This window comes from Pseudoalteromonas holothuriae (assembly GCF_945859825.1).
In the GTDB taxonomy this organism is placed as follows: Bacteria; Pseudomonadota; Gammaproteobacteria; order Enterobacterales; family Alteromonadaceae; genus Pseudoalteromonas; species Pseudoalteromonas holothuriae.
The window spans coordinates 410,985-425,507 of sequence record NZ_CAMAPC010000002.1 but is presented as its reverse complement, the minus strand read 5'-3'; the positions used below and the strand labels follow the sequence as shown (position 1 = coordinate 425,507).

The window sequence follows — 14,523 nt, the reverse complement described above, 5'->3', positions numbered from 1 at the left end:
ACTTCGTGTTTCAAGCGTCGACATCTGTGGTTTAGATGAAGCACAGCCAAACGTTATGACTGCAAACAAATTGAGCGCAATTTTATTAATTTAATCATGTGAGTACTCAGCTACTAAAACTTACTACGTTGATAAGCAATGCTTTCGACATTACTGGCAACATCAAACTTTATAATAACAGTGAGTGTACTGGAGCTAACCTGACTTGAATCATACTCTGAAGATATTTGGCCAAATTCGCTTATTCAGAGCTGAGGTTAATTAGTACATCTGAGTGTGAAAAGATTTGCTGGTTTATCCAATCTAGGTAGGCCGAAATGCGAACTTGGTATGACTTTCCTCCATATAACCCATGTTTAAAAGACTGAAGGTCGCCTTCGACGTAATCCCAACTAAACATACCAGCAAGATATTGCCTATTATGTTTAGTAATAATCAATGGGCCCCCGCTATCTCCAGAGCCATCTATTCCTTCCAATGATAACCCTTTATCAGTGTTATCCAGCCTTATCGAAAGCCAATTTCCTTGTGCCACATCAACTATATTTTCCATGGTGCGTAGCACCTTTTCGCGTTTTGTTTCAAATACAGACCCATCAATACCATTACCAGTCGAGCCACGACCAAACGCAGTAATGGTTTTACCTGCTTCATCACTGGTTGCGTATAATGCAATTGGTTTAACATGCGTTACATTTTCAGTTAGTTTAATTAAGGCAATATCACTGGTGCTTTTCATAAAGTCCATCAACGGCTGCGCATCGCCCTTTAAAAGGGCTTGGTTTGGTTTATGTGCGCTTGGGTGAATAATCACTTGCTCAATGGTAAATTGTTTTCCTGCAACGGTAATCTTTCGCCCTGTATAATCAGAAAAAATAAGGTGTGCAACAGTCACGATCCAGTTAGGTTTAATTAATGAACCATGGCCCTCACCGGGCATATCGATAAGATAGTCTGGTGCTGATTGAGCGAGGTAACGCTCATTGGCAACATCATGTCTTTGCACAATAGACCAACTTGGTAAAGACATCCCTAAGAATGCTAACAACACAATGTTTTTCATACTATTTCCTTTAGTGAAGTAGGTTGTTGATTAATACCAATTGCATTAAATAAATGACCGGATACTACGACAGATAGATGGCTTAGTAATCAGGCAAAAAATTTCAGTATGTCGTTATTCTACATGAGTAATTTTTAACGCCGTAAATAAGTCATTTAGCTCACGAGAATGATCAATGTTTTAAAATATTGTTATAAATGAGGTCCTAAATTTAAAGCCGATATTATTGAACACGCTACCACAGTTTATTCGCTTAACCAATAGAATGTACCTTCCATTGTGTTGTCAAACTACGTTACTCTAAATACACAATAAATAAAGTGGGGATTGTCATGGCCTTTAGAGTGTATCTTAGCGGAGAAATACACACCGATTGGCGAAAGCAAATCATCGATGGATGTAAAGCGGCTAATCTAGATATTCAGTTTTCATCAGCCGTAACAAATCATGCCGCGAGCGATGCTGCAGGTGACTGTTTATCAGAGGAAAGTAATGGCTTTTGGCGCGACCATAAATCAGCCAAAGTAAACGCAATACGCACTAAAACCCTTATTGAAAAATCAGATGTCGCGATAATTCGTTTTGGTGAACAATATAAACAATGGAATGCTGCGTTTGACGCGGGCTATTGCGCTGCACTGGGAAAGCCTTACATTACACTGCATGATGAGGCGTTAATTCACCCTTTGAAAGAAGTTGATGGCTCAGCACAAGCATGGGCAACTAAGCCTGAACAGGTTGTTGAAGTACTTACTTATCTATTATCTGATCAATTAAACTAATTTGAATAGAAAAACAGCGGGTAAAGCCCGCTGTTTTTATGACATGCTGCTTATTTAAGCTGCTTTTCAACTATTGGATAATGATCCCAAACTTGCTTGTCTGCTAATGAACGTACTAGTTTAATATACTCGGCATGCGTCCAAGCTAAAGGTGTTGCTGAATTAGTGCCTTCTCCAAATTCATAGCCACGTGGATTCACACCCACATTATCCCAAACTTGTTCGGGTAGCATCATGCCCTCATTCGCAAACAACTCCATACCTTTAACATAAGTTTGTTGAATTTGCTTCACTTTCTGAGCTGATAAATCATTACTTAATACGGCTGAAGCAATTTCGTAGTGCCCACGTTCACCAGTAAAAAACGGCCAAACACGACCACGTTGACCTGCAGTGTTACTGCCCCCTTCAGCGTAATTAGTACCCGAAATTTCATCTTCTCCATAACCATCATTACCATAACGGCGGTAACCTGGGTATGTGCCCGTTTCATCCGCAAAGGTAAAGCTGTATTTCACCCTTAAGTTATCTGTCATAGTTTCATCCTCATACTCTGGCAATGTCGCCAAAATACTTGGTGCATCTGCCAAACGCACGCCATAACGCACTAACTCTAAAAAGCCACCATCAATAATGGCCTTTTTGTTCATGCCAGCACGGCCATTGTTACTGTTAATTTTACTATTGCTGTTTGGGTTTGAGTCTTGGCCAATTCTAAAAAAATACTGTCCATCCGTTGCAGTGCTATTTGCCTGTTTTGCAAGCACACCATCGCGGGTAAACATCAACGCTTCAACTTGCTTATCATATTGTTGCGCGACCTCAAGGTAACGCTCAGCAGCAGCTATGTCACCACTGTGTTTAGCGATATCAGACGCAGTCACCAAACCTGCTATTACTGCCGCCGTAGTTGACGGAGAATAACCATTTTGCTCCTCCCAACGCTCTTGTTGAGTTGCTGGAGGCGTGATCTGCGTATCGTTCCAGAGGATTTTTGCTTTGCCACCATGTACTAAAAAATCCGCAGCAGGTTTGAGCATTTTTGTATACCAATAGCTTAATTCATCATCACTTAGCACATCAGCTTGGTGTAACTTCCAAGCTAGCATAATTGGCATCGCAGTTTGATCTAGCTGAACACCTACCCATTCAAGCTCACCGTCAACATGGGTCTTTTGTAAAAACCAGCCAGTGTCACCCTTGTTACCTGGCGTTTTATCAGTTACCTGTACTTTTTCTAAATATTCAAAGGCGGTTTTCGCAGTCTGCGTATCCCCCATTGCCATAAATGCCATTGCAACTTGATAAAAATCACGTACCCACACTGCTTTGTAGCCAGTTGAACCTTTTTCAGCTGATACCGTATCGCCCCAAGGGTTAGATAATGAAGCGATTAAAGCCCCTGCATGAGTTTTATCTTCTTGTGCTTTAAGCACTAACGCACTGGTATATAGCAACTTACCTTGGTCAGCACTATATGGAGTTAAACGCTGCATTGGGCTTAGCGAAGTGAGGTAATCTTCCCATCCAAGTGCACTACCTTTGCCATTATAGGCATCAAGTACCGATTGATAGCCGTTGTTTAACGTTTGTTGTGCCTGATTAGTACTTGTTTGTTGTGATGAACCAAAGCTCAGCACCAAATCAAACTCTGCACTTTGCTGAACATTACCCAGCTTACCCAGTAGGCTGACATTACCTGATGTATCGCCTGTCCAATCATATGTTTTCGCAAGCTTTTGCGTTTGCATCAACGATGTAAGGTTATCGCTTTGCCCAATAAAGCCAACAGATGCAACTTCAAAACCACCTTTAACTTGCAAGGTTAAATAATTATCACCTTCATAAGCCAGTAATCCTTGTTTAGTTACTTTTGCGTGGTCATTTATACCATTATTATTAATGTACGGGTTGGCAGAGACATAGGCTTGAAGTGGTGTTTTAAGGTTATTTTTAATGTGCGCGCGTACAAATAAGCTTTGTCCATCAGGGTCTGTAAATACGTGCTTTTCTAATACAAAACGACCTTGTTTGTCTTTACTGATTATTTTATAGGCCAACGATAATGGTCGACCTGCGTTATCTTTATACAAGTAATCAACTGTGACCTCAAACGCGTCGTCATCGCTCTCTTTAACACTAAATGCACGCCCTTCACTATCAACGCCTGTGACTATCATTTGCATGTCTTTAAGTTGCGCTTGATGAATAAGTCCAAACATAGTTTCAGTAACCATGCCTTTGGCAAGTGAGAACCATACTTTTGACACAGTACCTGTGGCTGCTTTATCGCTATACTGACCATCGACATAAGCCTCATAAGAGGTGCCAATACCTGTTTTACCTGAATATGCCCAAAATGGCTTATCGCCCGGCGCACCTGGCGAAACCGTTTGTGATACAGTTGCGCTAGGCGCTTCATAACTTGCACTACCACAGCCAACAAGGCCCACAGTCAATAATGCTGCAGTAAGTTTATTAATCTTATTTTTCATACTTTTCTCCTAAACGGCGGTGGTTTTAACACGTAATACTGACACGGCAGCAAAAATAAAAGAGACACCACCTATCACCAGTGCATATATAGGTTGATTATCAAATAGGTGTCTTAAAATTAAGCCTAAAATACTGGCTGCTAATAGTTGTGGGATCACGATAAAAAAGTTAAAAATACCCATAAATACACCCATTTTGTGACTTGGTAATGAGTTACTCAGCATGGCATAAGGCAAAGATAAAATTGATGCCCATGCAAACCCAACCCCCACCATGGGCAACCACAACATTTGTGGCTGATGAATAAACATAAAGCTCATTAATGACCCCGCGCCTAACAGCAAGTTCACACAATGTGCTTTAGCCAAACCAATGCGCTTCACCATAATAGGTATTACAATCGCAGCCAGTGCGGCAAAACCATTGTAGGCAGCAAACAAAACGCCCACCCAATCAGCGCCATCGTTATAGGCTTGGCTGGTAACATCTGAGCTGCCATAATGAAAGCTAGTCACCGCTGAAGTGGTATAAATCCACATTGCAAACAAGGCAAACCAACTGAAAAATTGCACCACGGCAAGTTGTCGCATGGTTGATGGCATCGTAAATACATCATAAATAACCTGATAAAAACCGCCGTTAACACGCTGCTGATTTTGTAAAAAGCCTGCAATTAACTGCACCATAGCAAAGCTTAAAAGCAATGCTGCGAGTAAATAAAGCTCTTTCTCTAATTCAAATGTAAACACACTCGCTAATAACCCCCCACCCAAAATTGCAAATATCATAGCGCCTTTGGCATAGTTAATAATTTTGAGCGAGCCATTGGTTTCATGTGTACTGTTTAATTGGCCATCAAATTGCGCTAATTGCTCAGGACTATATTCTTTGGTTTTAATAATGGTCCACATCACCGCAAAAAATAAAATAGCGCCACCAAAGTAAAAAGCAAATTTGACCGACTCTGGAATTTGCCCTTCTCCCGCGGTGTTACTTATGCCAAACCAGTTAGTCATCATCCAGGGTAACGCTGATGCCACAATAGCCCCAATACCAATGAAAAAGCTCTGCATTGAATAGCCAGTAGCCCGTTGCTTTTCATTTAAGTTGTCACCCACCAGCGCTCTAAATGGCTCCATCGTGACATTAATTGATGCATCCATTATCCATAACACGCCCGCGGCAATCCAAAGCGTTGGTGAATTAGGCATAATGAATAATGATAAAGTCGTTAAAATAGCACCATATAAAAAGAACGGTCTTCGACGACCTAAACGGCCCCATGTTTTATCACTCCAATAACCAATAATTGGCTGCACAATTAACCCTGTGAGCGGCGCTGCAACCCACAAAATAGGAATATCATCTACCGATGCACCTAAAGTCTGAAAAATACGGCTGACGTTACCATTTTGCAGGGCAAAGCCAAATTGAATCCCTAAAAAGCCAAAACACATGTTCCAGATTTGCCAAAAGCTTAAGTTCGGTTTTTGTTGTTCCATGGCTAATCCTCAAGTAAATAAACCACACTGGCGCGCGGTGCTAAAGTGATGGTTATTTGGTTATCTTGTACAATTTGAACGCCACGCTGCTCTAGTAAATCACGCGCGGTAAGTTGAGTTATCTGTTGCCAGTTTTTAGGTAACTGCAAACTAACGGTATGGGTGCTTGCAGCATCAAAGTTGCTCGCAACCACCAGCTTTTGGTTACCGAGTGAACGCGCAAATGCCATCACTCGTTGTTGCGCATCAATACTGTCAGCTTCTAAGTCTACCGATAATAAATCGCCAGCCACAATGGCAGGCATTGTGCTCAACGACATGAGTTTAACGTAGTAGGCTCTTAAGTCTCGCTGCTGCTCACTCAACTGCCCGCCGTCAAACTTGCCACCATTCATCCACGCTTGATGAGCGGGTACACCAATATAATCAAAAATACTGGTACGACTTGGCTTGCCAAAGCCCGCTTGCTCTGAGCCATCTTCGCCAACCGTTTGGCCAAAATACAACATACTAGGCGCTTTACTGATTAAATGAGAAACCACCATCGCAGGTTTTCCCATCCGCGCATCGCCTGCAAACTCAGCACTAGCGATACGTTGTTCATCATGGTTCTCTAAAAAGTGCAGCATATGTTTTGCAATATCGCTCACACTCAAATGCTGTTCAAATACCGCTTTTGCACTGCCCGTTTGTTGCATTAATGCTTTTAGGCTATCGTAGAACCCCACTTTGTCATATAAATAATCCATCTTACCTTTTTGGATATAATCGCGATAAAGCGCAGGGTTATAAACCTCTGCAAGCAAAAATGCCTCTGGATTTTGCATTTTTATAGATGCATTTAAAAAGCTCCAAAACTCCACCGGCACCATCTCAGCCATATCGTATCTAAAGCCATCTACGCCACGATTTAACCAGTACTGAGTAATATCCCTGAACTTATACCAGCTGTCAGGTAGGTCATGCTGTTGCCAAAATTTATAATGATCAGACACTGACTTTGTCTCAAAGCCATCTGGTAGCTTTGGAAAGTCATAACTACCATCTGGCTTTACCCCGTAGTTTACTTTTACAGTCTCATACCAATCATTAATATCGGGTGCTGCTGCACGAGCCCCATTTCCCGTCCACTTAGCTGGAGACTCAACAAATTGCCCATCAATACGTGGGTGATGTTGGCCACCTAACGGCAGGTGTTCAGTACTCTTAGGCACTTTAAAGTCTTGGCCGACAACATAATAGAAATTATTATCTCTAGCATAAGTTTTTGTGATGTCATCATTGGCACCAAAATCTGTTATCCCTTGAGGTGCAGACAGTGACTGGTAATTACGTGCAACATGGTTTGGCACAATATCAATGATCACTTTCATACCGGCTTTGTGCGTTCGCGCTATAAGCGCATCAAACTCAGCTAAGCGTTGACTTGGGTCAATCGCTAAATCGGGGTTCACATTGTAGTAATCTTTTACCGCGTAAGGAGAACCTGCGCGCCCTTTTACTACATCGGGGTCATCCGCCGCTATACCAAATTTGCTATGATCGGTCACCAAAGCATGGTGCAACACACCGGTATACCAAATATGCGTTGTACCTAACGCTTTTATTTCTTGTAATGCTTTTGGGCTAAAATCAGCAAACTTCCCCACACCGTTTTGCTCAACGGTGCCCCAAGGGATATTAGCGGTTTTTGTGTTACCAAATAAGCGCGTAAATACTTGATATACAACAGGCTTACTCACTTGAGTCTCGGCACTATGTAGCTCGGTTATACGCGCCTTATTGGCGTGTTCATCATGCTCAGAGCAGCTTACTAATAGACTGCTACACATCACACCGACAACTGCGCGCTTTAACACCCGCGTTGTGGACTTTGCTTTTTTATTTATCATTAAATTTTTTGTCACTTGTTGTCATAATGTGGCTTATAGCAGTCTACCTTGGCTTATCATGTTGGTTGAACAGCCTGCATACGTATTCAAAGCGGGTATTCATATGTAAGTCATACATCACCTGTGAGATTGCAGGTGTTTATACACATTTTTGCGTTATTTATCTTTTTAAAAAGTCGGTATGCGTCGGCATAGCCGATACTGTCTGCTGAATTAAAGTCTGCAAACTGTCAAATAAAGAGGCACGCTGTTCATCATTCATGCTATTAACCAAAGGGTGAGATTGCTTGGGGATTAAACCTTGACCAATAAAGACCTGCAACCAAGCCACTTGCGCAAATAACTCTTCATCTTCACGCAGCAACTGGCCTGTTTGCTTAAACAAATGCATTTTTTTTACCAAACTATCAGGAATATCCATATTTGCGCACTGCTGCCAAAAATCAGAATCGTCTCGCTCATTAAGTTTGTAATGCAAAATGATAAAATCTCGAATACGTTCAAATTCAGTCTTTGATTGCTCATTGAAAAGTGCAACTTGGCTAGGCTCAATCCCGTGATGAGGAAATAACTTAACCAAGCGTACAATCGCCGTTTGGATTAAGTGAATACTGGTTGACTCTAAAGGTTCTAAAAAACCACTCGATAAGCCAATGGCAACTACATTTTTATGCCATGCTTTGAGCCTACGTCCCGTTCTAAAGCGTATTAGTTTTGGCTCTGCGAGCGCTTCGCCGGGTAAATTGTTTAGTAATAACTGTTTTGCTTGCTCATCACTTAAGTGCTTACTGGCGTATACTAATCCGTTTCCAATGCGATGCTGTAAGGGTATTTGCCATTGCCACCCTGCTTGATGTGCAATAGAGCGCGTGTAAGGTGCGCGTTCATCATTTGGAGGTTCACATGAAACTGCCAGAGCTCTGTCACAAGGTAACCAGTGCGACCAATCCTCAAACCCCGTGTTAAGTGTTTTATCTATTAGTAAGCCGTGCATACCAGTGCAATCAATAAATAAATCGCCACTTATTTGCGCGCCGTTATCTAACTCCAGTTTACTAATATTGCCGCTGAGATTATCTTTTATTACCTTATGTACCGTTGCCTTTATGTGCTCAACGCCCATGCTTTTAGCGTGTTCAGCCAAAAATTTTGCATATAAACCGGCGTCAAAATGATAGGCATAAGCAATTCCTGGTAAATTAGTGCCTGCAATAGTATTGAGTTTTGAAAACTTGTGCTGTTTCGCTGCTTGGTAATTTAAAGAAAAATCCCAAAAGTCGTTCTGCTTATCTTGCTGTTGCGCGTATAACCAATGGTTGTGAAACTCACAAAATGCAAAATCTTTACCAATTGCACCAAAAGCATGCATATAGCAACTATTCACCTTTCCCCAGCCCTCAAACTGAATACCAAGCTTCATGGTTGCTTTCGTTGCCTTAATAAAAGCAGCTTCATCAATGCCCATTGCGCTGTTAAAAGGCTGTAGTGGTGGAATGGTCGCCTCCCCCACACCAACAGTGCCAATACCTGTTGACTCCAGCAATGTAATATTGATCAGTTTACCCATTACTTTGGCTAGAAACGTAGCACTGAGCCACCCTGCCGTGCCACCACCAACAATCACAACTTGCTTAATTTTTTGAGTAGACATAGCAACGCCTCATATTTGATACAAAAAAGCCCTTGTTTTTATAACAAGGGCTTTGGCTTAATCGCGTGTCAACGATTAAAACTTATAGCTTAATCCTAGCATATAGGTGCGACCATAATCTTGGTAGTCACGCACTTGCAATGCATTATCACCGGATAGCGCGGTAAATGGCTCTTCAGTGATATTTTGCACTTGCAAGCTAACCGCTAAACCTTCTAATGAGTTAAATCCACCCTCGCCAAAGTCATACCCTAGCTGCGCATCCCAAATGGTTTCGCCCATGATATCCACCTGAACACCAGTAAAGCCAACACCATTTATTTCACCTTTAAAGTCACTGCGCTTACGCATGCTTGTGCGCGCTTGGAAACCATGGTTTTCGTAATATACGGTTAGACTCTGAATTTTTTCTGACAGACCAGGCAGTTTGTACTCTTTCCCATACTGGTCCTTCACATCTTGTTTAACACCTGTATGGCTAACAATAATGCCGAAACCTTCAAGAGTGTCATGGAATAAGTTAAATGGTAATGTCAGTGCAAGTTCATAACCCCAAAGATCTCCACTGCCACCATTTTCTTTGTACTTTCTCGTTGCAGTTGTGTTTTCAGGCACTTCACCTGTTGAAGGGTTCACAACACCGGCTAAATCTTCTTCAACCGAGCCATCAAAAGTCCATACATCGAGTTCTTTATGAAATAATGCAGCCGAAAAATAACCTTCTGCACTAAAGTAATTTTCATAGCTCAAATCCAGACCCGTTGCCTCTTTTGGCGCTAGATTAGGGTTACCCCCGGTGATCTCCCAATTATTGCCATTATCATCCGGTTGTTGTTTGTACTCTCTAGCCAGTGATGCATGCATCTCATCCATACGTGGACGAGATAAGGTTTTTGCCGCGCCAAAGCGCACAGTTTGCGTCTCATCTATTGCTAATGATAGATTCAAGCTCGGTAAAACATGAGAGTAGTCATTTTCTACATCACTTGGAGTGAAAGCAAGCTGGCCATTACCCGTATTCCTTGCAATTGCACCTTGTGTATTGATCTTAGTTTTTACATAACGCACACCCACATTACCACTTAGAGGTAAATTGGCGATCTCAGCATTAATATTTGCCTGAACAAACGCTGCAGTTACTTGCTCCTCTACGCGCCAAGATTTGGTTGTATGATCAGGCTTTGTCAAGCTTTCTGCCAGTTGTGAAAACTGCCCATCAGCAACCATCGCTTTTGAGTCATACGCTATCATGTCCCCCATGCCAATGAAGTCTAAGCTTGCAGTGCCTAATCGATACTGCTCAGGTACAACCATCATGCCGGTATTATCAGGGTAAGAAAAGTCACTTAGAGTTAAGAAGTAGCCTTCTGATACCTTGTTTTTCTCTCGCTTACGATAAGAGACGCCACCTTCCACGCTTGAGATAAATTCGTTATCTAACGCTTGTTTTGCAGCTAACTTCAGGGTATTTAATTCATCTTCAACTGTTGGTGTATTTAAAAAACCATCTTGTAATTGGTTTTTATATTCGGTCTCACTCACACCGTATTTATCGTTAAGTGCCGCACTCCCGCCCCAAGAAAGAGGCCCGCCCACTTTGATTAAATCGTAGTCACTGTAATCTAATTGGTGCGAAAACTGCGCGCCGGTATTGCCGCCATTAAATGTATAACCGATGGTATCTGCAGCACCACGATTATCACCGCGCCCAGTACCTGAGTAACTTTCAAGGCTCCACACTTTTTTATCAACACTTGAGTGGCTCGCATCCAGCTCAAGTGTTAAAGAATCATTCACGTTATATTTAGTATTAAAACCAAACGCACTTAACTCTGCACCGCGCTCTTCATAATCGTTTCGCACGACTACACGCTGCCCCTCAGTGATGGCACTAGTAACAAAACCTGACGCTTCATCAAACACTGCACTTTGCTCTGAAATAGTCCCCTGCCCCCAAGCAAATGGGATCTCAATACCGCGTAATATTTTTTTGTCTTTAAAGTCAACATATAGTGCGTCAAACACCATAGACAGGTTATCCGATGGAGCCATCTCTAATACAAACATGGCTGAATCACGCTCAAGCGTTGAAGAACGGACAAAAGGTTTAGCACCACCTAAGATTGAATACTTGTCGTCGTCACCAAAAGTTGGGTAACCCCATGCATTCCATCGTTTTTCTTGGTTTGGTGAGGTCATAGTTGTCAGTGCTAGTGCAACACCAACTGAATCATCAGCAAACTTGTCTACATATGAAAATGTACCGCGCAAACCAGCATCATCCCCATCCGGGTTTAATTTATCGAAGCTGGTCTTTTCATACATGGTGTTAATTTGCACGACACGTTCATCAACACTCAGTGGCTTAATGGTTTGCATGTCAATAACACCTGCAATACCTTCAGCTTCTAAGTTTGCACTTGGTGTTTTGTAAACGGTTACGCCGCTCATTATTTCCGAAGGGTATAAGTCAAACTCAACACCTCGGTTGTCTGAAATCGACACTTGCTCGCGGCCATTGAATGTCGTAGCGCTTTCGTCTTCACTAAAGCCTCGAACACTCACTTTACTTGCTCTGCCATCAAGACGTTGCGCAGCTAGCCCCGGTAATCGGGCAATCGATTCTGCAATAGAAGAGTCTGGTAATTTGCCTATGTCTTCAGCCGAGATTGATTCCACAACCTCCGAAGAGAAACGTTTGGTGTTGATTGATTCAACAACGCTGGCACGAAAGCCTTTAACTTCAATTACTTCTACTTTTTTCGCCGTTTCTTCAGCCGCAAAGGTGGTGTGTGATACAACCCCCGCAGCAACGAGTGCAAGTGTTAACATGCTTGGTTTGAACATAGACATAGTGTTTTATCCCAATTACCCAATTTATTACTGGTCACGTTATTATTAGCTGCTTGTTTAAATTACAAGCGTATGGGTGGCCAGCTACTTTTGTTGTCAGGATGCATATTAGCCCCCAGCCAATTTTATACACAACTTTATGCATACGTATTCAAGCCAAACCCAACCAAATTAGCTTTACATTTATTTCACAACCACAAGTATAACAACTTGTTTTTATTAATTTTATTGATTTATAAATTAACCGCGTCGCGTCACAAATATATAGCGACTGTATGCACTAAACTTAACGTGAACTCATATTCTTGCTATTTAAAAGCACAGTCTAAATCGTAGTTTCACCTTTTAAGATTACAAAATACAAATTGGTAATACCAATTAAAACCATACCAAACCAATAAAAACAAATACTTTAAATTTAAATTCATGCATTAAGCCAAATTGGTAAACTTTTATTACATAATATTCAAATGAAATATAGCTGAAAACCCTTAGCCCCTGTTTAGGTATTTATACTGCATACGTATGTAACCTTTTTACAGTATTTAGGGGATAACGTATGCTTTTTGCCATTATTGCCCCAAAGCTATTTTTTATGTAAACACACATAAAAATATTGTGGCATTGAGCAGAGATTTGGAGAATATACATGGCTCAACAGCAGTGGTGGAAAGGTGCGGTTATCTATCAGATATACCCTCGTAGCTTCCAAGATACAAATGGTGATGGTATTGGTGATTTACCAGGGATCATAGACCGATTAGATTATATTAAATCATTGGGTGTCGATGCGATATGGATCTCACCATTTTTTAAATCTCCAATGAAAGACTTTGGTTATGATATTAGCGACTATCGCGATATAGACCCAATGTTTGGTAATTTAAATGATTTCGATACATTAATAGAGCAAGCACATCAGCGCAATATCAAAATTATTATTGATCAAGTATTAAGTCATACCTCTAACGAGCACCAATGGTTTATCGATAGCCGTCAAAGCGCAGATAATGAAAAGTCCGATTGGTATGTTTGGGCAGACGCCAAACCTGATGGCAGCGCCCCTAACAACTGGCTATCAATTTTTGGTGGAACAGCTTGGCAATGGGAGCCTCGACGCTGCCAATACTATTTGCATAACTTTCTCACTGAACAGCCTGATTTGAACTTTCACAATCCAGATGTGCGCAAAGCGGTATTAGACAACGTAGAGTTTTGGCTTAAAAAGGGCGTAGATGGCTTCCGTCTCGATGCAATCAACTTTTGCTATCATGACGCACAACTTCGCGATAACCCAGCTAAACCAAAAGCACTGCGTCAAGGGCGCGGCTTTAGTGAAGATAACCCTTATGCGTTTCAGTACCATTATTATAATAATACCCAACCTGAAAATCTGGCCTTCATGCAAGAAATCCGGACATTGTTAGACCGCTACCCAGGCACCGTAAGTTTAGGTGAAATATCATCCGAAGACTCTTTACAAACCATGGCTGAATATACAGCTGATGATGATAAACTTCATATGGGCTATAGCTTTGAATTACTAACAAAAGACTACAGCGCACAGTATATCCGAGAAACAGTCAGCACACTTGAGTCAGTGATGACACAGGGTTGGCCATGTTGGGCATTTAGTAATCATGATGTTGAACGTGTTGCGAGTCGCTGGCACATAGATGGTAAATCAGTCAATAACCAGCAAGTAAAAATGCTGAGCGCATTGCTTGGTTCATTACGTGGCAGTGTTTGTATGTATCAAGGTGAAGAACTTGGATTAAGTGAAGCTGATGTCGCTTTTGAGGACTTACAAGACCCATATGGTATTACTTTCTGGCCAAACTTCAAAGGCCGCGATGGTTGTCGCACTCCCATGCCATGGACATCAGAACATGAAAATGCAGGCTTTAGCACCAAGGCACCTTGGCTACCTATATGCAATGAACACACATTGCGCTCCGTCAAGCAGCAATCCCAACTGTCGGATTCAGTATTAACATACTTTCAAGCATTCATGGCGTGGCGTAAACAAATACCTGAACTACTTTACGGCGATATTGAGTTTGTAGAAACCGCAGAACCCATACTGGCGTTTTACAGACACTACGCAAACAAAACGATATTATGCGTATTTAACTTATCCCAAACACACGAAGCAATGCCTATAGAACTTAATAATCCTCAGCAATGCAAGCTCAAACATAACACTGGTAGCTATAATAAAGGGAAAATAGACCTTCCTGCATTTGCTTGCTACTTTGCTTACTTATAGTGTAAAAAGTTTATT

8 protein-coding genes are annotated in these 14,523 nt (G+C 41.6%); 2 read left to right on the top strand and 6 right to left on the bottom strand.

Features of this window, described 5'->3' with window-relative positions:
* Positions 1–241 precede the first annotated feature (241 nt).
* Complete coding sequence (locus tag OCI93_RS04190) at positions 242–1,063, bottom strand: trypsin-like serine protease (RefSeq protein WP_261592805.1); 822 nt, start codon at positions 1,061–1,063, stop codon at positions 242–244.
* 332 nt (positions 1,064–1,395) lie between these two features.
* On the opposite strand from OCI93_RS04190, the gene OCI93_RS04185 reads away from it, so the two are divergent.
* Complete coding sequence (locus OCI93_RS04185) at positions 1,396–1,845, top strand: YtoQ family protein (protein ID WP_261625829.1); 450 nt, start codon at positions 1,396–1,398, stop codon at positions 1,843–1,845.
* A gap of 50 nt (positions 1,846–1,895) precedes the next feature.
* Here OCI93_RS04185 and OCI93_RS04180 read toward each other — a convergent pair whose 3' ends face one another.
* The 5 genes from OCI93_RS04180 to OCI93_RS04160 all read right to left on the bottom strand — a co-directional run bounded on the left by OCI93_RS04180 (position 1,896) and on the right by OCI93_RS04160 (position 12,239).
* Positions 1,896–4,340, bottom strand: a complete 2,445-nt coding sequence (locus tag OCI93_RS04180) for a glycoside hydrolase family 15 protein (protein WP_261592803.1) — start codon at positions 4,338–4,340, stop codon at positions 1,896–1,898.
* A 9-nt stretch (positions 4,341–4,349) separates the two neighbouring features.
* Positions 4,350–5,843: an MFS transporter gene (locus OCI93_RS04175; protein WP_261592802.1), complete on the bottom strand. Its 1,494-nt coding sequence runs from the start codon at positions 5,841–5,843 to the stop codon at positions 4,350–4,352.
* Positions 5,844–5,845: 2 nt separating this feature from the next.
* On the bottom strand, positions 5,846–7,735 hold the full coding sequence (locus tag OCI93_RS04170) for an alpha-amylase family glycosyl hydrolase (RefSeq protein ID WP_261625865.1): 1,890 nt from the start codon (positions 7,733–7,735) through the stop codon (positions 5,846–5,848).
* Between the two features lie 160 nt (positions 7,736–7,895).
* Positions 7,896–9,386, bottom strand: a complete 1,491-nt coding sequence (locus OCI93_RS04165; RefSeq protein WP_261592801.1) for a tryptophan halogenase family protein — start codon at positions 9,384–9,386, stop codon at positions 7,896–7,898.
* A 75-nt stretch (positions 9,387–9,461) separates the two neighbouring features.
* Complete coding sequence (locus OCI93_RS04160; RefSeq protein ID WP_261625828.1) at positions 9,462–12,239, bottom strand: TonB-dependent receptor; 2,778 nt, start codon at positions 12,237–12,239, stop codon at positions 9,462–9,464.
* A 649-nt stretch (positions 12,240–12,888) separates the two neighbouring features.
* Here OCI93_RS04160 and OCI93_RS04155 point away from each other — a divergent pair.
* Positions 12,889–14,508, top strand: coding sequence for an alpha-glucosidase (locus OCI93_RS04155; protein ID WP_261592799.1), 1,620 nt, complete (start codon positions 12,889–12,891; stop codon positions 14,506–14,508).
* Positions 14,509–14,523: the final 15 nt, after the last annotated feature.

Coding starts and splice junctions, on each gene's coding strand:
- OCI93_RS04190 (WP_261592805.1), bottom strand. CDS start 1,063: ATGAAAAACATTGTGTTGTTAGCATTCTTAGGGATGTCTTTACCAAGT.
- OCI93_RS04185 (WP_261625829.1), top strand. CDS start 1,396: ATGGCCTTTAGAGTGTATCTTAGCGGAGAAATACACACCGATTGGCGA.
- OCI93_RS04180 (WP_261592803.1), bottom strand. CDS start 4,340: ATGAAAAATAAGATTAATAAACTTACTGCAGCATTATTGACTGTGGGC.
- OCI93_RS04175 (WP_261592802.1), bottom strand. CDS start 5,843: ATGGAACAACAAAAACCGAACTTAAGCTTTTGGCAAATCTGGAACATG.
- OCI93_RS04170 (WP_261625865.1), bottom strand. CDS start 7,735: ATGATAAATAAAAAAGCAAAGTCCACAACGCGGGTGTTAAAGCGCGCA.
- OCI93_RS04165 (WP_261592801.1), bottom strand. CDS start 9,386: ATGTCTACTCAAAAAATTAAGCAAGTTGTGATTGTTGGTGGTGGCACG.
- OCI93_RS04160 (WP_261625828.1), bottom strand. CDS start 12,239: ATGTCTATGTTCAAACCAAGCATGTTAACACTTGCACTCGTTGCTGCG.
- OCI93_RS04155 (WP_261592799.1), top strand. CDS start 12,889: ATGGCTCAACAGCAGTGGTGGAAAGGTGCGGTTATCTATCAGATATAC.